At 43.7% G+C, this 17,613-nt stretch carries 17 protein-coding genes and 7 tRNA genes; 12 read left to right on the forward strand and 12 right to left on the reverse strand.

Annotation, left to right across the window (positions count from 1 at the left end; genetic code table 11):
• Positions 1 to 6: 6 nt before the first annotated feature.
• From ABS301_RS05720 to ABS301_RS05740, 5 genes are all read right to left on the reverse strand, one after another.
• Entirely contained in the window at positions 7 to 1,188 is a 1,182-nt protein-coding gene (locus tag ABS301_RS05720) for a SpoIIE family protein phosphatase (protein ID WP_349671298.1), read from the reverse strand.
• Positions 1,188 to 2,921, reverse strand: a complete 1,734-nt coding sequence (locus ABS301_RS05725) for a [Fe-Fe] hydrogenase large subunit C-terminal domain-containing protein (RefSeq protein ID WP_349671299.1) — start codon at positions 2,919 to 2,921, stop codon at positions 1,188 to 1,190. The genes ABS301_RS05720 and ABS301_RS05725 overlap by 1 nt, the downstream gene beginning before the upstream one ends.
• Positions 2,922 to 2,923: 2 nt before the next feature.
• Entirely contained in the window at positions 2,924 to 3,163 is a 240-nt protein-coding gene (locus tag ABS301_RS05730) for a (2Fe-2S) ferredoxin domain-containing protein (RefSeq protein WP_349671300.1), read from the reverse strand.
• 86 nt (positions 3,164 to 3,249) lie between these two features.
• Positions 3,250 to 5,022, reverse strand: coding sequence for an adenine deaminase (gene ade, locus ABS301_RS05735; protein WP_349671301.1), 1,773 nt, complete (start codon positions 5,020 to 5,022; stop codon positions 3,250 to 3,252).
• Between the two features lie 15 nt (positions 5,023 to 5,037).
• The gene (locus ABS301_RS05740; RefSeq protein WP_349671302.1) at positions 5,038 to 5,868 is read right to left on the reverse strand and encodes a purine-nucleoside phosphorylase; all 831 of its coding nucleotides are present in this window, start codon (positions 5,866 to 5,868) and stop codon (positions 5,038 to 5,040) included.
• Between the two features lie 273 nt (positions 5,869 to 6,141).
• Here ABS301_RS05740 and ABS301_RS05745 point away from each other — a divergent pair, with 273 nt between their 5' ends.
• Genes ABS301_RS05745 through ABS301_RS05755 form a run of 3 tightly spaced genes read left to right on the forward strand, consistent with a single transcriptional unit; the run spans position 6,142 to position 8,596 of the window.
• Positions 6,142 to 7,224, forward strand: coding sequence for an ABC transporter substrate-binding protein (locus tag ABS301_RS05745; protein ID WP_349671303.1), 1,083 nt, complete (start codon positions 6,142 to 6,144; stop codon positions 7,222 to 7,224).
• A gap of 21 nt (positions 7,225 to 7,245) precedes the next feature.
• Positions 7,246 to 8,010, forward strand: coding sequence for an ABC transporter permease (locus ABS301_RS05750; protein ID WP_349671304.1), 765 nt, complete (start codon positions 7,246 to 7,248; stop codon positions 8,008 to 8,010).
• Between the two features lie 7 nt (positions 8,011 to 8,017).
• Positions 8,018 to 8,596, forward strand: coding sequence for an ATP-binding cassette domain-containing protein (locus ABS301_RS05755; RefSeq protein ID WP_349671305.1), 579 nt, complete (start codon positions 8,018 to 8,020; stop codon positions 8,594 to 8,596).
• 67 nt (positions 8,597 to 8,663) lie between these two features.
• Here ABS301_RS05755 and ABS301_RS05760 read toward each other — a convergent pair whose 3' ends face one another.
• The 3 genes from ABS301_RS05760 to ABS301_RS05770 all read right to left on the reverse strand — a co-directional run bounded on the left by ABS301_RS05760 (position 8,664) and on the right by ABS301_RS05770 (position 10,415).
• Positions 8,664 to 9,383 carry a hypothetical protein gene (locus tag ABS301_RS05760; protein WP_349671306.1) on the reverse strand — a complete coding sequence of 240 codons (720 nt, stop codon included), beginning with the start codon at positions 9,381 to 9,383 and terminating at the stop codon, positions 8,664 to 8,666.
• Between the two features lie 109 nt (positions 9,384 to 9,492).
• Positions 9,493 to 9,972, reverse strand: coding sequence for a methylated-DNA--[protein]-cysteine S-methyltransferase (locus ABS301_RS05765; RefSeq protein WP_349671307.1), 480 nt, complete (start codon positions 9,970 to 9,972; stop codon positions 9,493 to 9,495).
• Between the two features lie 308 nt (positions 9,973 to 10,280).
• A complete protein-coding gene (locus ABS301_RS05770; protein ID WP_349671308.1) occupies positions 10,281 to 10,415 on the reverse strand; it encodes a hypothetical protein in 135 nt (44 codons plus the stop codon).
• Between the two features lie 57 nt (positions 10,416 to 10,472).
• Here ABS301_RS05770 and ABS301_RS05775 point away from each other — a divergent pair.
• From ABS301_RS05775 to ABS301_RS05810, 8 genes are all read left to right on the forward strand, one after another.
• Positions 10,473 to 10,547, forward strand: a tRNA-Pro gene (locus ABS301_RS05775).
• 36 nt (positions 10,548 to 10,583) lie between these two features.
• Positions 10,584 to 10,654, forward strand: a tRNA-Gly gene (locus tag ABS301_RS05780).
• A 3-nt stretch (positions 10,655 to 10,657) separates the two neighbouring features.
• Positions 10,658 to 10,731, forward strand: a tRNA-Arg gene (locus ABS301_RS05785).
• A gap of 36 nt (positions 10,732 to 10,767) precedes the next feature.
• A tRNA-His gene (locus tag ABS301_RS05790) sits at positions 10,768 to 10,843 on the forward strand.
• 39 nt (positions 10,844 to 10,882) lie between these two features.
• A tRNA-Gln gene (locus ABS301_RS05795) sits at positions 10,883 to 10,954 on the forward strand.
• A 3-nt stretch (positions 10,955 to 10,957) separates the two neighbouring features.
• Positions 10,958 to 11,030: transfer RNA gene (locus tag ABS301_RS05800), tRNA-Lys, on the forward strand.
• Between the two features lie 25 nt (positions 11,031 to 11,055).
• Positions 11,056 to 11,135, forward strand: a tRNA-Leu gene (locus ABS301_RS05805).
• Positions 11,136 to 11,286: 151 nt separating this feature from the next.
• Complete coding sequence (locus ABS301_RS05810; RefSeq protein WP_349671309.1) at positions 11,287 to 11,469, forward strand: hypothetical protein; 183 nt, start codon at positions 11,287 to 11,289, stop codon at positions 11,467 to 11,469.
• A 52-nt stretch (positions 11,470 to 11,521) separates the two neighbouring features.
• On the opposite strand, the gene ABS301_RS05815 is transcribed toward ABS301_RS05810, so the two are convergent.
• A complete protein-coding gene (locus tag ABS301_RS05815; protein WP_104438275.1) occupies positions 11,522 to 11,818 on the reverse strand; it encodes a phage holin family protein in 297 nt (98 codons plus the stop codon).
• A gap of 129 nt (positions 11,819 to 11,947) precedes the next feature.
• Positions 11,948 to 13,618 carry a S8 family peptidase gene (locus tag ABS301_RS05820; RefSeq protein ID WP_349671310.1) on the reverse strand — a complete coding sequence of 557 codons (1,671 nt, stop codon included), beginning with the start codon at positions 13,616 to 13,618 and terminating at the stop codon, positions 11,948 to 11,950.
• A 445-nt stretch (positions 13,619 to 14,063) separates the two neighbouring features.
• Here ABS301_RS05820 and ABS301_RS05825 point away from each other — a divergent pair, with 445 nt between their 5' ends.
• A complete protein-coding gene (locus tag ABS301_RS05825; RefSeq protein WP_349671311.1) occupies positions 14,064 to 15,737 on the forward strand; it encodes a hypothetical protein in 1,674 nt (557 codons plus the stop codon).
• Positions 15,738 to 15,772: 35 nt separating this feature from the next.
• On the opposite strand, the gene ABS301_RS05830 is transcribed toward ABS301_RS05825, so the two are convergent.
• Positions 15,773 to 16,456, reverse strand: coding sequence for a hypothetical protein (locus ABS301_RS05830; protein ID WP_349671312.1), 684 nt, complete (start codon positions 16,454 to 16,456; stop codon positions 15,773 to 15,775).
• 59 nt (positions 16,457 to 16,515) lie between these two features.
• Positions 16,516 to 17,592: a beta-galactosidase BglB gene (bglB, locus tag ABS301_RS05835; RefSeq protein WP_349671313.1), complete on the reverse strand. Its 1,077-nt coding sequence runs from the start codon at positions 17,590 to 17,592 to the stop codon at positions 16,516 to 16,518.
• Between the last annotated feature and the right edge of the window lie 21 nt (positions 17,593 to 17,613).

Genomic DNA, 17,613 nt, shown 5'->3' on the forward strand with positions numbered 1-17,613 from the left:
TCTCTATTAATAATAAGCAACTGTAACCGTCTTCCCCATCTCTTCCACCGCATGCTTCAGCTGCTCCACAAGATTTTGCCGGATTCCCAAATCAAAGGGAAGCCCCGGATTCTGGTAAGCGCTGTTAATTGCTTTCCCCACATACAGCTTTAATTCCGTACAGTCCTCAATAATCATCTTTGCTACCATGGATGCGCCGTTTGGTTTATCCAGTTCCAGGAAAAATTCCTCCGTTACTGATTCATTTTTAACATACCGCTTTAAGAGTTTTAAAACCCTGTTTAAAGTCAATACCCCTTCTGTAACCAGTTCAATGCCGTCGATGTAAGCCACAGGCGGTAAATCCGGATCGTAATACTCAAGGGATACCGTCAGTTTCTTATCCATGGTCCTGGAAACAATATTGGCACTGGTTCCTCCGCAGACAATCCTCTTGGTGGAATCATCTCCGGATAAGAAATCCGTTACCATACAAACATCATCTTCCGGGTCCTTTGGCGGCCCTGTCATTAAATGAACCGGCTTGCTGTCGATTATCCGCATAACAGCAACGGTTGTATCATCTCCGGGCCGGTACTGGTAGAGTTCATCACACGCTCTGCATAACGCATTGGCCAGACGAACAGCTGATATGGTCATACGGTACTGTTTTACCGCATAAGCAGCCACATCTTCCCAGAGCCAGCCAAAATTCAAAAGCTGCCCCACACCTGCATGAATGGTTCCGTCACTAAGCAGAATCAAAGCATCTCCTTTTTTTACACGGAACCGGTATTCATTAATTTTCTTATCCCGTATCACCCGCATGCTGTGTGGAATGGGAACCAGACTCCCGTCCCTGATAAAGATACAGCCTGGGTTATCAAACTCCACCAGATAGGCATCTCCATTGTGGAATACCTGAAGAATACTGAAGGTAGAATATGCAATCTGTCTCACCTGACAGACAGGAAGTGTCTCTACAATGGTCTCCACACACTCTTCCAGGGTTGCACCGTTTAAAAACATGGTGCCCAGTATCTTAGAGGTCATGGTTGCCAGTATGTTTGCCTTTACTCCACTTCCCATACCGTCGGCCAGGATCATAATATTGGAGTCATCCGTATGGAGGAGCTCCACCTTATCCCCGCAAAGTACTTCACTGAATTTATTTAAGCTTTTATAAGCAACGTCAACGGTAACTCCCATTATTTAACCTCGCTTTCGCTGCCCTCATCTAACAGAGACTTGCACAGCTTGGTCAGTGTGGTTTTCGTTTCTGCCGTAGTCTCACCCAGAAGCCCTGCGATCTCCTGGGCCACCATCATCTGCTTATGAATTACTTTTTGCGCCAGATCTATGGTTTCTAACTTCTTTTCATACTCCTGTCTGGCCTGTTCTTCTTCCTTTGTAATGTCGATAAAAGTTGCCAGCACCACATCTTCCTTATTTACATAAACAATGTTTTGAAGAGTAGAAATTCTGTATTCTCCATATGTGACCTTTTTGCCATGAATTTTCTGATGGGTATCATACACCCATTGAAAATCAGTGGTATCAATTAATTCATACAGATACATGGTTAAAGCTTCCTGTCTGGTCTTGCCAAAATACTTTTCACCAACTGCAGAATATTCCAGTATCTTCATCTCCTTATCAACAATGAGTACTATGTTGGGAGACGTCTCCATAACAAGATTGGATAAAGATTCCGCCTTTTCATGCATAAACGGGATGCACATATTTAATTCCGCTTTTTTCTGAATAACAGCTACGGCCTTCTCTCTGCATGTGGAATAACCGCATGCTCCGCAGTTTAGTTCATCTTCCGGTCTTGTCTTTCCTGTCTTCTTCAAAATCTCCTGAATCTGGGCTTCCGTAGGAACAATATCCCTGGGAGCACGGTTTAAGAAACGCTTTCCAAAGGTAAGGGAATTAAAGATTTCCTGGATCTCTTCATCGGGAACCCCGTCTTTTTCAATGGTTTCTTCCATATCCAGCTTTATCCTGAATCTGGATACATGCTCATGATCTGCAGCAGGACCCTTGATACAGCCGCCTGAGCACATATTCATCTCAATGAAGCACCCCGTAATCTCACCCCGGAGCATGCTTTCACAAAGATCAATACAGTTGCGGCAGCCATGGACATAAAACTTCCGGTACCCATCCCGTTCGGCCTCTGTTGCCAGCACTGAGCTTACGATTCCACTGGTAACCGGATAGAGGCGGTTCACTCTTGGATTCATATGAACAAAAGGGATATCCTCGCAATCCCCGATGGTAATCTCTTCCTGAGCAAGCCACCGTTCTATATCATTGAAATTTAAGACAGCATCAATATAATCCCCGTGCCTTAAATCCTCAGCTTCTTTTTTCTTGGCAATACAGGGTCCCAAAAAGACCACCTTGGTATCCCTTCCAAATTCTTCTTTTAACATCTTGCCATGGGCAACCATAGGCGATACTACCGGCGCCAGATAAGGGATCAGTGCAGGGTAATAAATTTCGATTAAATCATTGACACTGGGACAGCAGGTTGTGATTATATTCTCCATACTGCCTTCCTTTAAAAGTCTGGTATACTCAGCAGTCACCACTGCCGCCCCCTCTGAAGTTTCCCGCACATCAGAAAATCCCAGCTTTCTAAGGGCGCCGTTTATCTGTCCTGCTGTTTTATAGTTTAACAGCCCCATATAGGATGGAGCCAGTGAAATCACAGTTTTATACCCAATATCAAGAAATCCTTTGACCAGATCCAGATCACTGATAAGCGTTTTGGCAGACTGAGGACATACCTGCATGCATTTTCCGCATAAAATGCACTTATCAGACATGATTTCTGCCCGTTCATCTTTAATCATGACCGCTTTGACTTCACAGTTACGAACACATTTATAGCAGTGCTTGCATTTGGTCGCCTTGAAATCAATAATTCCCATGATTAAAGCCTCCCCAGAATTTCTTTATCAAAAAACTCCTTTGTATCTTCCGGTTTTAATGAATAGATCTGACCGTCAACCGTCACGCAGACTCCATTCACACAATTTCCGCTGCAAAAAGAACCATTTAAATCCACCTGCTCTTCCAAATGCTTCTCTCTCACCATATTCTGAAGCTGGGCTATGATCTCTCTGGATCCTTTTAAATGACATGCACTTCCTATGCATATTGTTACTCTCATGAATATTCTCCCTCCGAAATAAATCCCCTGCATGAACTGCCTTTTCGACCATTATCGCACATTGTTATATTTATATCAATACTTATTTACTGATTATATGTATTTTTTGAAGTACTGAAAAATATAGTTTTTACAACTTCCTGACGTTGTACGTCAATCAGACCACAGGTATTTAACCGCAGCATGGGAATGACTGGAAGACTGGCAAATGCAAGGGTCATAAAAGGGTCAATTCCCGTTCCGATACCAAGCTGGTGCGCATGTATCTTCAGCCTTTCCAGCCGCTCGTCTACCCATATTGCGGACTCCGGGCTCATAAGTCCACCGATAGGAAGAGCCAGCTCTGAAAGAACCACTCCGTCCGCCACAACCGCAATGCCACCTTGGTTCTTCCTCACAGTATTCCCTGCAAGTGCCATATCCCGGTCATTTGTTCCTGCAATGATCAGATTATGGGAATCATGGGCAATACTGGTTGCCACAGCCCCGCGTTTTAGTCCGTATCCGCCAAGGAAACCAAGGCCTGTATGTCCGGTATTCTTATGCCGCTCCATTACTGCCATCTTTACAATATCCATGGCAGCAAGAGCATCCGGATCAGCTCTCAGTTTTTCAGTCCATGGCACAAGTCTCTCTTTTGTAGTCAATTCTCCGGGAGTTAAACATAAAACCCGTATGGTATCTCCCTCTTCCTTCATAATAAAGTCTTCTGGCACAATCTCTTTTAACCGGAAAGAATTACCCACTTTATCCGGTATCTGTCTGCGGTCATTTGTTCCAGCCTCTGGAGATTGTACCAGCCTTCCATCTTCTGCCGCAAGAATTCCTTTCCGGTAAACCTTACTGACTGTAAACTCCTTAAGATCAGAAACAACAATGAGATTTGCCTGATAACCGGGTGCAATGGCCCCTGTCTCACTCAGTCTGAAATACCGGGCAGCCTGATAAGATGCCATGATCACGGCACGCACCGGATCAGCTCCCAGCCTGATCGCCTTTCTGATAATATAATCCATATGGCCAAGCCTGGATAGCTCGCCAGGGTGCCTGTCATCGGTCACCAGCATACAGCGGTGATAATAGGGCTCCTCAAACAGGGGAAGGAGGGCCTTTAAGTTCCTGGCCGCAGTTCCTTCCCGTATCATCACCCACTGTCCCCGTTTCATCTTTTCCACTGCTTCTTCCATGCAGGAGCACTCATGATCCGACCCAACACCGGCCGTGATATAAGCATTTAACTGCCGGCCGGTAAGAAGGGGACCGTGGCCATCAATGATCCGGCCGTGTTTTGCGGCGCTCACTATTTTTTTCATAATACCTGGATCTGCCTGTACGGTTCCGTGAAAATCCATCAGTTCTGCAAGTCCAAGCACATATTTTTCCTGATAAAAGGGGGCCAGATCATCTGCTGTTAAAACAGCTCCGGACTCATCAAGCCCTGCTGCCGGAACACAGGAAGGGAGCATAAAGTACACATCCAAATCCAGATTCCTGGAGCGCTCCATCATAAATCTGATCCCTTCTGTTCCTGCCACATTGGCAATCTCATGGGGGTCCGTAATGACTGCTGAAGTACCATGAGGTATTACGGTTTTCGCAAATTCTTCAGGGGAGAGCATGGAACTCTCCAAATGGATATGTCCGTCTATCAAACCGGGGCACACCACCTGGCCGCCTAAATCCACCTCTGTTTCCCCCTCATAGAAACCGATCCCCACAATATATCCGCCCTCAATGGCGATATCACCATCTTCCAGTTCTGAAGTAAATACATTCACCATCCTGGCATTTTTCAATACCAGAGATGGCTTTTTTCTTCCTGACGCAGCAAAAATCCGTTCCGCCAGCATACGATCCATAGGCCCCTTCCTCCTTTATTTACCGGCAAGCTTTGTAATAGATGCCGTAATCAGCTTTTTAAACAACGGTGCTACCCTGTCAGCCGTCTCCTGAACTTCCGTATGGCTTAAAGGCTGGTCGATAATACCGCATGCCATATTGGTAATACAGGAAATGCCGCAAACCTTCATGCCCATATGGTTGGCTGCAAGCGCCTCACAGGCTGTACTCATTCCAACTGCATCCGCTCCCAGTATCCAGCACATCTGCACTTCTGCAGGAGATTCATAGGCCGGTCCTGTCAGCTGCAGATAAATTCCCTCCTGCAGTTCAATTTCCTCTTCCTTTGCCGCTTCTTTAATTACCGCTCTCAGCTCTTTGCGGTAAATATCGCTCATATCCGGGAATCTGGTTCCCAGCTCCCCAATGTTGGTTCCAATCAGCGGAGAAGGAACAAATGTGGCAATGTGATCCTTAAGAAGCATAAAATCGCCAGGTTTGAATTCCTTGTTCACGCCACCACAGGCATTGGTCAAAAATAAAGTCTTTGCACCCATAAGTCCCATAAGTCTTGTTGGGAGAACTACATCCGTCATAGGATATCCTTCATAAAAATGAACCCGTCCCTGCATAATGACTACTGGAACTTTATTTACATAACCAAAGATGAATCTTCCTTTATGACCGGCAACGGTTGAAACCGGAAATCCCTCAATGTCTTTATAATCTATGGTGGCAGCTACTTCAATCTCCTCCGCATATTCCCCAAGTCCGGAACCAAGAATAAGGGCAACCTCGGGAACAAAATCAGTTTTCTCCCGTACACTTTTTAAACAGCTTAAAAGCTTCTCATATACATCGTTCATATTGTTTTTTCTCCTTTCACAATCCTGACAGAGTCACGCTCTTCAGGTGTTACAAGTATAACACATTTCTATGAGATTCTGCATAATATTTTGACAAACAAGACTGAAAAATGGTATACTTTACCTGTTCGTACTAACCCGAAAGGAACACCTGACGGAGAAGGCGAGGAGAATACGTCAAACCGGAAATCCCATGCCTGTCGGCGTGGTTTTTTTTCATCTGTTTGCATAAAAACCAATATAAAATGGTACGGACAGAAAGTGAGGATTATTATGAAAAAAGTTTTATCAGCACTTGCAGCACTTGCTATGACAGCCGTTGTCTTAACCGGCTGTGCAAAAAGCAGCCCACAGGCTTCCGCTCCCGCACCGGAAAGCACATCTGCAGCCCAGACTACAGCAGCACCAGAAACCACCAAAGCACCGGAACTTACAAAAGCAGAGGGTTCAAAAGATTCCTACACTTTAAAAATCGGCTCTTTAAAAGGTCCTACTTCCATGGGACTGGTAAAGCTGATGGACAAGGCTAAAAAAGGAGAAACCGGGAATTCCTATGAATTTACCATGGTGACTGCAGCCGATGAGCTTCTTGGTAAAATTGTGAGCGGAGAACTGGATGTCGCCCTGATCCCTGCCAATATGTCATCCATCCTTTACACCAAAACCAAACACAATGTGACGGTTCTTGACATCAATACCATGGGCGTTCTTTATGCTGTGTCTTCGGATGATTCCATTCACACCACAGCTGATTTAAAGGGGAAAACTGTTTATTTAACAGGAAAAGGAACCACTCCTGATTATGCCTTAAATTACGTCCTGAAGGCAAACGGGCTGACTGCTGATGATGTAAAACTGGAATATAAGTCAGAAGCTGCAGAAGTAGCTGCTGTATTAAAAGAAAAACCAGACGCAGTAGGTCTTCTTCCCCAGCCATTTGTGACAGCAGCCATGGCTCAGAACGATCAGCTGAAAATGGTTCTTGATTTGAACAAAGAGTGGGATGCAGCTGCTAAAGAAGGAAACGGAAGTCTGGTAACCGGAGTTACCGTCTGCAGAAATGATGTTTTAAAGGATCATAAGGAAGCCATTGATCAATTTCTTGCAGATCACAAAGAATCTGCAGAATTTGCCAATAATAATGTTAGCGAGGCTGCTGCATTAGTGGCTGCCGCTGGAATTATTGAAAAAGCACCAGTTGCAGAAAAAGCAATTCCTTTCTGCAGCATTACCTATGTGGATGGTGAAAAAATGAAATCCCTTTTAAGCGGATATTTAAATGTTCTTTATGAAATGGAACCTCAGACAGTTGGAGGCGCACTTCCTGGTGATGACTTCTACTATATGCATCAGTAACCGTCTTAAGGAGATCTAAGTATGAATGCAGGCATTCTCCGCTTTAAAAAAGCCGGAATTATTCTGTTCTGGTTTTTGATATGGCAGGCTGCCAGTACGGCAGTCCACAACAGCATAATACTGGTTGGGCCTTTGGACGTTATATTGGCATTATTCAACCAGATCCGGCTGGCAGACTTTTGGAAAACCATTGGTTTTTCTTTTGGAAAAATCAGCCTTGGATTTCTTTCTGCTTTTGCAGCCGGGATTTTAGCCGGTACAGCTGCCTGCCGATATCCCCTCATCGGAGATTTTCTGTCGCCTCTTATGGCACTGATGAAGTCCGTTCCTGTTGCCTCCTTTGTTATACTGGCGTTAATCTGGGCAGGATCTGAAAATCTCTCTGTGATTATCGGATTTCTTGTTGTTTTTCCCATAATCTATATACAGACAATTGCAGGAATCAAAAGTACGGACCAGCAACTGCTTCAAATGGCCGATGTTTTTCAGATGTCAGAAGCAAAAAGGTTTTTTTATCTTTATCGTCCGGCGTTGCTTCCCTATCTGGCAAGCGGCTGCCGGGTGGCGCTGGGTATGAGCTGGAAATCAGGAATTGCCGCAGAGGTAATCGGCGTTCCTCTCCATTCAATCGGTGAAAAGCTTTATCTTTCCAAGATTTATTTAAGTACTGCTGATTTATTTGCATGGACACTGGTGATCATTCTGCTCAGCGCGCTTTTTGAATCCTTCTTCCTGTGGCTTTTAAACCTGGCATCTCCCGGTATCAGACAAAAAAGAAAGAGGTAGGATGAATATGGAACTTGTTATCAGAAAGCTTTGCAAGTCCTTTGACGGACACTTCGTACTTGACCATGTCAATCTTCATCTGGTATCGGGTAATGTTTACTGCCTCATGGGGCCATCCGGATCAGGGAAAACCACATTGTTTCATATACTGCTGGGTCTTGTTTCAGCAGATTCCGGAGAGGTGAACGGTCTTAACAAGGAAAGAATTTCAGCCGTATTTCAGGAAAACCGGCTCTGTGAAGTGTTCACTCCGGTAGAGAATGTAACCATGGTAATGCCTTCTTCTTCAGGGCATAGCAAAAGGAAGGCCAGGGAAGCCCTTAAACAGCTGCTGCCTGGCGAATCTCTGGACCGGCCGGCAGCAACCTTAAGTGGTGGAATGAAACGCCGTGTGGCCATAATACGCGCTCTAATGGTACCTTTTGATATGGTAATCATGGATGAACCGTTTACGGGCCTTGATGAAGAGACAAAACAACAGGTGATAACCTATATAAAAGAGCAATCGGCAGGAAAGCTGGTTTTAATCAGTACACATCAGGAAGAAGATGTTCAGCTGTTAAACGGAATAAAGATCCACTTATAAAAGCAGGGGCGATAACCATGTTTAACTGGTTACTGCCCCTGCTTTCATTCATTCAATTATAGTTATTTTATTTCAGTTTAAGAGAATCCAGAGCAGCTTCGATCTGTCCTTCTACTCCGCTGTCAGTTGAACCAATGGTTCCAGCTGCACTGATATAGGTTTTTGTAGCTGCGTTATAAGAACCGGAGATGGCATAATAACGAACTCCATCCTGAGGTGTCTTATACCGGAGTGCATAACGGAAGGTCTGGCTGCCGTCACTGCCGTTTTTAACATCGTAACGGACAAATTCCATATCCTCACCACGGCTGATTAACTTCTTATATTCATCCATGGTAGCCGGATAAACTTCCCTGGCTCCATCTGCATCATCACCCTGTACATAAGTAACTTCCAGGTAATCTTCGTCGTTAGGTGAAGAAATCGCTACCACGCTCTCATCTCCGTCCTCATCCAGTGACCAGCCTTTTGGTGGCATAATCTCATATTTGCCTGATTTGGAAGTAAATAAGCCTTCTTTAATATCTCCTGCATCATTAGCTGTAATCGGCTGTGTTTCTTTTGTTTCCTCTTCTTCCGATGTATCCTCACCTTCTGATGTTTCCTGCCCAGAAGAAGCCACTTCTGCGTTCACCGCTGTGGTTGCCTCAGTGGATGCTTCTGCCTGTGTCTGCTGCTTGGTTTCCTGCGTCGATTCCGCTTTTGTATTATTCTTTCCGCAGGCTGTCGCTGTCATCATCACTGTCATCGCAATTAAAATCCCTGCTAAGATCTTATTTTTTCTCATAGAATCACTCCTCATCATAAAATTCTTTTCTGGTGACGTGGAGGATTATAACATGAACAATCCTGAAAGTATAGCATTTTAAACGAACCGAAAGAATCACAATGAAATCTTAATAATTTTCCCAGATGACACCAGGACTCTCCAGATTCAATAATTTCACTTTAATATTCAGTCCTCCCCCATATCCCACAAGGCTTTTGTCTGCACCAATTACACGGTGACAGGGGATGATTATGGAAATGGGGTTGCGGTTATTTGCCATTCCCACTGCACGGCAGGCCTTTTCATTACCAATCTGCACGGCAATCTCTTTATAACTTCTTGTCTGTCCGTAAGGAATGGTGCAAAGTGCCTCCCATACCTTTTTTTGAAATGCTGTTCCCTCAGGTTTTAATGGGAGATCAAATTCTGTTCTTTCTCCTATTAAATACTCGTTCAGCTGAAGAACCGTTTTCTTAATCAGGTCTGTGGATTTTTTTAGCCCCTCTTTTGGAGCTTCACTCCCGAATTCCACACCTAATACTCCTTCCTCATCACATATTACCTGAATAGGACCCAGTTCACTCTCAAAAATATCCCAGTATTTCATAAGTGCTCCTTTCTCTTTCGTTTTTCCTGTTTTACTGTCTGTATTAATTATATCATAAGAAGCAATACACAAAACAGTCAAATCACAAAAGGTAGGTAGTTTTACTTTTTCAAATCAGCAAATCCTCTTTAAATGGAAAAACTTTCTGTTTTTTCAAACATTACTTAGAATTCTTTTAGTTTTTTTATGAAATCTTTATCGACTGGTCAAACTTATGTCATAATTCCAGGGTATACTGATATTTGTAAAGGAACCCCACCCTTTTAACATTGACTTTTTATTTTTCATACTCAAACCGGCAGGAACATTTATGTACCTGCCGGTTCCTCCCATTTTAAGGCTATTCTATCTGCTTTTCTTCCCTTACGAAATCCCCCAATTATCAGCTTTTTTCGATTTTTATTTTTTTTTGAAAATAATGTTGACAAATCTATATCCATCATATATAATAACTCTTGCGTTGCGGAAAACAAGAAAAAAACAAAGACGCAAAAAACCTTCGGGGTGTGGCTCAGCTTGGCTAGAGCGCCTGGTTTGGGACCAGGAAGTCGCAGGTTCGAATCCTGTCACCCCGACTTGAGATCAAGTCATCTATTTCTCAAAAAACCTTTGCGGGTGTAGTTCAATGGTAGAACACTAGCCTTCCAAGCTAGATACGTGGGTTCGATTCCCATCACCCGCTCTTGAGTCTGTAGCTCAGTTGGATAGAGCAACGGCCTTCTAAGCCGTGGGTCGGGGGTTCAAATCCCTTCAGGCTCGTTTCACACTGTCAACCAGCAGTGTGAAGCTTTTTATGGTGGGTATGGCGAAGTTGGTTATCGCGCCAGATTGTGGCTCTGGAGGCCCAGGGTTCGAATCCCTGTACTCACCTTTCCCTTAAAGGGAATTTTTTTTTATCAGGAGATGTTATTGGGCTATCGCCAAGCGGTAAGGCACAGGACTTTGACTCCTGCATTCGTTGGTTCAAATCCAACTAGCCCAGTATGGGATACTAGCTCAGGTGGTAGAGCACTTGACTTTTAATCAAGTTGTCCGGGGTTCGAATCCCCGGTGTCTCATTTTATTATGATCTGTTTGCTATCAGCGGGTATGGCGGAATTGGCAGACGCGCCAGATTTAGGTTCTGGTGGGAGACCGTGCAGGTTCAAGTCCTGTTACCCGCATGTATAATGAATTGATGGAAACACCGGAATCCCTTGTTAATATACAAGGTAGTCCGGTGTTTTATTTTTCCCTCTCTTCCATTTTATTCACCACTTCTCGCAGATAGCAGAAAATTATACAACGTTATATAATTTTCTGGGAGGTGATCGCTTGAAACGCCAAAGGAAAGAAAGCGAAATAAGGCTGGCAAAAGAATTTGACCGGTTGGAAGCAGCAAGCAGAAATATAAAGACTCCTGCTGCTCCACCGGACGAATTTGAAAACATCTTAGGTGAGATGAAACGCAGGGGCATTAACCCCAGAGTCAGAAAAGAATTAGGCGACGAGAAGTAGGCGGGCCGGGTTACCGATAACCCGCCAAATCAAACCAGGATATACAGTCTGTTTAATCAGGCTTTCCCCACTGTTTTATCAGCTGGTTAATATACGTGCTGAGCCCGGCAACCAGTATGCCCTGTGTCATTGCACTGAACACAGCCATAGCGGCCTTCTGTACAGTATCTGTTTCACTGACTGCAAAAATATAAATTCCACAAAGAATGATACCTGCCGCCCCATTAATAAGCGGGATATACTTATCTTTAATCGTCTGGCTCTGTTTAATACCCTGTCCCAGAAGATACAAAACCAAAGCAACCACAATCAATTCCGGTTTCACATATCGAAGAATCTCCTCCATCATAACGGATCTCCCCCTTTCCTTTTTGGGGAAAGACAAACTCTCCCCTTTTTATTGGATGCATAATTTTCTGTAAAGGTTACAACAAGCCTCCTAACCAGAAAGCACTCCTCACCAGTCAGGAGGTAGTATTTAAAAGTCTTCTAATTCATTAAAAATATTTTCAGCATTGATCTTTCCATACCCCCAGATATTATTGGGATAGACAGCATCAGGGTCCCGCTCTGCCGCTCTCATCATCAGGCGATTGATCTGATTTCCTGTAATCGCGGTGTAATTTCCTTTGATGTATGCCCATTCTATGATTTTGACAGCTATCCCGGCAGCATATGCCGCAGCTACTCCGGTTCCAGTGACTGTTCCATACTGAAAATCCGGTATTGCACATGGAATATTATACCCGGGTGCCGCCAGATCCGGTTTTATCCCCCCCAGCCTTGTATATCCTCTGCTGGACTGTGCAAGAATGGAGCCGGTATTTTGATTATATGCCGTAACAGACAGAAGATTTGCAGTATCTCCCTGCATGGTAATGGTTGTATTGGGATCGGAATTTACAAAATAAGTCTCATTTGAAATCAAATTACCAGATGGGAGCCAGCAATGAAATGAAAACGGTATTGCATCCTTATTATCCAGCCTGATATACCAGATACCCAGTTCCATATTCCGGAACCGAAGCAGGATGAGCTGATTCCCAGTCTCTGATTCAAATAAAACATTATTTATCCAGACATTGGTTTTAATCGATTGAAAACTCAGCTTGTGGCACTGTCCTAATGCAGGTTTTATAACCTGGGTGCTTTCCCAGGTGGGTGCTGTCAGCTGTATGGAAAGTCTGGAAGGAATATAGGGCCAGATTTCTATAAAGTATTCGTTGTCTATTCCTCCTGAGTTTAACTGAAAATTGTCTGAAAACGGTTCTTCTGTGACATTTCCATAATAGTGCCTGCGGCTGTTTCCTTCATTACCCGCCGAGGTAATGATACTTATTTTAGGCAGCAGCATCAGGTTATCTAAATAAGTACTTAAAGCTCCCCGTCCGTCATGTCCGCCCTGATTGGTTCCCAGCGCCAGACAGATTACCAGCGGACGATTTAACTTGTTTGAGACGTTTAGTAAATACCTGACTCCTAATATAATATCTGATTCCTGATAGCACAGGGCACCTGTTGGAACGCAAAACAGTCTTTTTAAATTTTCTTTTGCCTCCTTTAACTTTACCACCACTAAATCCGCCTGGGGCACTACCCCGCTGAATCCTTCCTTATCGTTGGATCGACCTGCGACAACGCTTGCAATTGCGGTTCCATGCCGATAGGGATCATCGGTCGGTACAATATTATAAGGGTATTGGGAAAGAAGGGCGAAATTAATCAGCTCCTTTGTGTATTCTGATCCAAAGGTAAAGCCCGACGGAGGCGTACCCTCCACTGTCTGATCCCAAATGGAAAGAATACGGCTGGTTCTGTCATTATTCATAAAGGCAGGATGACGGTAGTCAATTCCTGTATCAACAATTCCCACTATAACACCTCTGCCGAACAGTCCCCGGGTAGCAGCGATCTGTCTTGATTCTTCACCGGTATTTTCCATACTGACAACCGATTCCAGTGTATATAGCTCCGGAAAGCTGTGATAGGCATTTATTCCAAGATCACAAGGCTCCATACGATCCTTTGGGATATGAAGCAGAGAAAACAAATCGTTCATCATGGTAATGTTATCACCGGTATTATACGAAGTGACCAGGGCATTGCTAATAATTAAATCGTAATATCGATTGTCCAGAATTTTTTCCATTCGCACCTCCTGCAATCTCAGATGGAGCATATGGTATAATCTATGCAGCAACCGATTCAATATGAAATTAATTTTCAACTGCATAATAACACGGTTGTTCTTACTTATATAATCTCAAATACCCATTGTTTTTCTAAAGTTTTCACTAATTTATAAAAAAAATTACATATTTATCTTTACTTAACCGTTTTCTTGCGTTATACTTTATGTAACTCTTCTTAGGAGTACCGTATTTCCCCAATCCTGCGGTGCTCCATTTTTTTATCATGTCTTCCTATCAAACCAATAGGAAATCACTCCCAGCCCCCTCTTTTTAAATAAGAACCGCAAATTTTACGAACTTTAAAAAACAAATTGGCAACATCTGCATTGTCCCGCCCCCACTCCCGTGATACAATAAAAACGGCAAAGACTTAAGCCGCTGACTGCGGAGAATGGAGCATCTATGAAAAAACATTACGAAAAAATCATATTATACAGCGACCGGAAAACAGAAGAAATAATGAATCAGCAGGTCATGGATGAGACCTCAGAATTCTATGGAGGTTTTCGTGATCATGACGGGCTGGTAGAACCAAAACTTGCCATTTTTCAGGTGACAACCATGACCGCATGCTTATTTAACAGTAACAGCCGTTTTTACGGCAATGAAGATATTTACAACAGAATTTCCATAGCTCTCTCTTATATTGCAAACGGTCAGCGGGAAAACGGATTTTTTGACCTTATAAACTGTAATTTTTATTCTGGTGCAGATACGGCATTTTGCATTGACGGACTTCTGCCCGCTTATATTTATTTGAACCGGCTGTCAGGGAAAGAAGACTGCCCTTCTATGGAACGCACCATGCTTTCTACTCTTATGCCTGTTATGGAGTCCATTCTGATCAAAGGCGGAAAGGCCATGATAAACGGGGGATTCCACACTCCCAACCACCGTTGGGCCATTGCGTCCACTTTAATGATGCTCTATCGTTTCACCTCTGATGAATCCATGAAGAAAGGGGCAGAGAAATTCTTAATCGAAGGCTGTGACTGCAATGAGGACGGAGAATACGCAGAACGGTCAGCAGGAGGATATAACCTGGTTAATAATAACGCCATGATCATGCTTGCAATGGCAACCGGTGACGATTCCTGGTATGAGCCTGTTAAAAGAAATTTAACCATGATGCTTCACTATATAGAGCCGGACGGAAGTATCTTTACCAATAACTCCACAAGACAGGATCGTGGAACAAGGATTTTTCCCACCGGGTATTATCTGGAATATTTATATATGGGAATTAAATTCCACGACGAGACCTTTTTACAGGCCGCCTGCTTTATCATGGATCAGGCTGTGGCAAAAGGAATCGGACCTTTGGACTGGCTGATTCATTTCATGCTTCTTCCTGAACTGGGCGAGTTTGAATATGAGGAAAGTAAAATTCTGACTAATTACTGCCACCACTATACTGATTCCGGAATTGTACGGCTTCGCAGAGAAGCTTATTCCTGTTCCATCTTAAAAAGCAGTCCTTCTTTCCTCTATTTTGTACATGGGGATCTATGCGTCAGTATGAAAATTGGTGCAAGCTTCTGTGAGCACAGATACTTCGTTCCGGAGAACCTGGTACAGCTTCCCGGAAAAGAGGGATTTGTACTGAATCAGAAAATGGCGGGCTGGTACTATCTTCCCTTTCAGGAACCTCAGGACACTGCGGACTGGTGGAAGATGGATCATTCAAAGAGAGAAAAAATGCATGGACCAGACATGAACTTTGTTCTGATTGTTACAGAGGTAGCGGATGGAATTGATATCACCATAGAAACTGCTGGAATTGATCGGGCTCCGCTGCGGGTAGAGCTTGCATTTGATGCAGGCTGCCGGGTGGAATCCCCTTATTTCATCTCTGAAGGGAATGCAGGTGGCGGAATTGTGGCAAGAGAAGGAACCGTTACTGCCTCCAGGGGAAAATATGCCATTACAGCCGGACCTGGCTTTGGTGCACATAACTATGTAGCAGGCAAGTTCGGAAGCCAGGGACGTTCACAGGACTGTTATACAGTCTATTTTACAGACTTTACCTGCTTTAAGCATACCATATCACTTCGTGCGGTTCCAGCCAACTATTAGCGTAAAATGAGGGTGCATTCCTGCACCCTCATTCTTTATATATGAAAATAATCTTTAATCACTGCAATCTGTTTGTTAACACGGTCAGGAATGGATTCTTTCAATTCTTCCCAGGACATCAGCTTCTCATTTTCCAGGTTAAATGGCACAAATTCCATAGAAGGCTTAAACCCAAATACTTCCTTAATATATGCCTCAGTCATTTTCTGCAGATCATCATCGGTATGAATCTGATCCTCAAACATATCCTGAACCAGGACACCGTCTAATCCTGCCATCTCCTGACAGCTTTCTAACCAGGCCGGTATCACTCTGATCACTCTGGGATCAGGCACCAGCGCGTGCTTGCCCGGCTGGGTATAGACCACGGGATGGGTACCGTCCTCCAGGATCAGCTCCCCATTATCTAAGTCTACCATGTTTAAAAACTTGCCATGGAAGCTGGCTTCCACTTTTTTTACCCTGCCATTATAGTCAACATAGACCCAGACATGCTCTAACTCGTATAAATGCTGGATATCAAAATCATACCAGATGGCATACTCGATTGCAAAATCCAATTCTTCCTTATTAATCACAATCTCACGTTTTGGAAATGAATCGCTTTTCTTTGTTTCACGGAAAATAGTACATCCCATGGCTGTAATTACAAAAGGCTCTTTTTTATCCTGCATGATGACTGGTTTATAGGCTGCCAGTAATTCTAAGTCTGTGCTCATTTTTTCCTCCATAGTAAAAGAGCGGATTGCCGTAAAATGGGTCCGCCCTTTGTCTTTTATTATTTTGATGCTTCTAACAGGAACAGCATAGCCATTGCCTGTCCGTATGGCATTGGGCGAAGTTCAATATCTTTATAGAACTGTACACTTTCTCTTCCCATAGGAGTTCCATAGGATACCTGATGCACCACACCTTCCGTATCAATACACTGAAGAACGGGCAGAAGAGCCTTTCTGGCACTTGCCTCAAAAGAGGCATCCACAAGTCCTAAATGAACCGCTTTTAATATTCCATAACCAAAACCACAGGTTGCACTGGCCTCAACGTAAGAGGTATTGTCATCAATGACTGTATGCCACATGCCATTTTCGTTCTGGTAGGAAACCAATGCATCAATCTGATTTTTTAATGCTTCTGTTAAATAGTGTTTGACCGCACCGCTGCATGGTATGATGCCGAACAGTTCCGGAATCGCCATTGTGATCCAGCTGTTGCCTCTTCCCCAGAATGCACCGGCGAAATTATGGCAGCCATGGAATGTCCAGCCATGATACCAAAGACCGGTCTTTTTGTCAGCCAGATATTTCACATGGATGAGGAACTGATATTCAGCCTCATCAATCCATTCCTGTTTCTTAAGAATCACACCCATACGGGCAAGGAATAAAACGGACATAAAGAGCGTGTCATCCCAAAGTTCCTGCTCATTTAAGGTATCAGAAGTCAGATGCTGAAATCCGCCTTCTTCTGTTTTGGGAAGTTCATCCACAAGCCACTGTGCCCAGTCCCGGCAGATTTCCATATAAGTCTCATTTCCGTCTTTCTCAACCAGATAGGTTAAAGCCAGAAGAGGAGCTGTTGTGTTAATATTACGGGCAGGCAAACCAATGGTAAGCTGTCTTTCATAATACTTATTCAGTTTTTCTATAATTTCTTCTTCACCGGTTTCTTCATGGATCTTCCATAAACCGAATAAGCCTACTCCCTGTGTCCATTCCCAATAGCGGTACCGTTCCGGATTGTCTCCAGCCAGATTATTTGTCTGCATGTTTTTTAAAAAGATATCATCTTCATCATACAGAATCTTTTCAAAGCTGGATACAAGCAGGTTTATTTTTTCTTTTAAATTTTCCATTCTTTTGCCACTTCCTTTCTG

Origin of the sequence: Lacrimispora sp., assembly GCF_031982545.1 — a bacterium.
Classification (GTDB): Bacteria; Bacillota; Clostridia; order Lachnospirales; family Lachnospiraceae; genus Lacrimispora.

Coding starts and splice junctions, on each gene's coding strand:
- ABS301_RS05720 (WP_349671298.1), bottom strand. CDS start 1,188: ATGGGAGTTACCGTTGACGTTGCTTATAAAAGCTTAAATAAATTCAGT.
- ABS301_RS05725 (WP_349671299.1), bottom strand. CDS start 2,921: ATGGGAATTATTGATTTCAAGGCGACCAAATGCAAGCACTGCTATAAA.
- ABS301_RS05730 (WP_349671300.1), bottom strand. CDS start 3,163: ATGAGAGTAACAATATGCATAGGAAGTGCATGTCATTTAAAAGGATCC.
- ade (WP_349671301.1), bottom strand. CDS start 5,022: ATGGATCGTATGCTGGCGGAACGGATTTTTGCTGCGTCAGGAAGAAAA.
- ABS301_RS05740 (WP_349671302.1), bottom strand. CDS start 5,868: ATGAACGATGTATATGAGAAGCTTTTAAGCTGTTTAAAAAGTGTACGG.
- ABS301_RS05745 (WP_349671303.1), top strand. CDS start 6,142: ATGAAAAAAGTTTTATCAGCACTTGCAGCACTTGCTATGACAGCCGTT.
- ABS301_RS05750 (WP_349671304.1), top strand. CDS start 7,246: ATGAATGCAGGCATTCTCCGCTTTAAAAAAGCCGGAATTATTCTGTTC.
- ABS301_RS05755 (WP_349671305.1), top strand. CDS start 8,018: ATGGAACTTGTTATCAGAAAGCTTTGCAAGTCCTTTGACGGACACTTC.
- ABS301_RS05760 (WP_349671306.1), bottom strand. CDS start 9,383: ATGAGAAAAAATAAGATCTTAGCAGGGATTTTAATTGCGATGACAGTG.
- ABS301_RS05765 (WP_349671307.1), bottom strand. CDS start 9,972: ATGAAATACTGGGATATTTTTGAGAGTGAACTGGGTCCTATTCAGGTA.
- ABS301_RS05770 (WP_349671308.1), bottom strand. CDS start 10,415: ATGATGGATATAGATTTGTCAACATTATTTTCAAAAAAAAATAAAAAT.
- ABS301_RS05815 (WP_104438275.1), bottom strand. CDS start 11,818: ATGATGGAGGAGATTCTTCGATATGTGAAACCGGAATTGATTGTGGTT.
- ABS301_RS05820 (WP_349671310.1), bottom strand. CDS start 13,618: ATGGAAAAAATTCTGGACAATCGATATTACGATTTAATTATTAGCAAT.
- ABS301_RS05825 (WP_349671311.1), top strand. CDS start 14,064: ATGAAAAAACATTACGAAAAAATCATATTATACAGCGACCGGAAAACA.
- ABS301_RS05830 (WP_349671312.1), bottom strand. CDS start 16,456: ATGAGCACAGACTTAGAATTACTGGCAGCCTATAAACCAGTCATCATG.
- bglB (WP_349671313.1), bottom strand. CDS start 17,592: ATGGAAAATTTAAAAGAAAAAATAAACCTGCTTGTATCCAGCTTTGAA.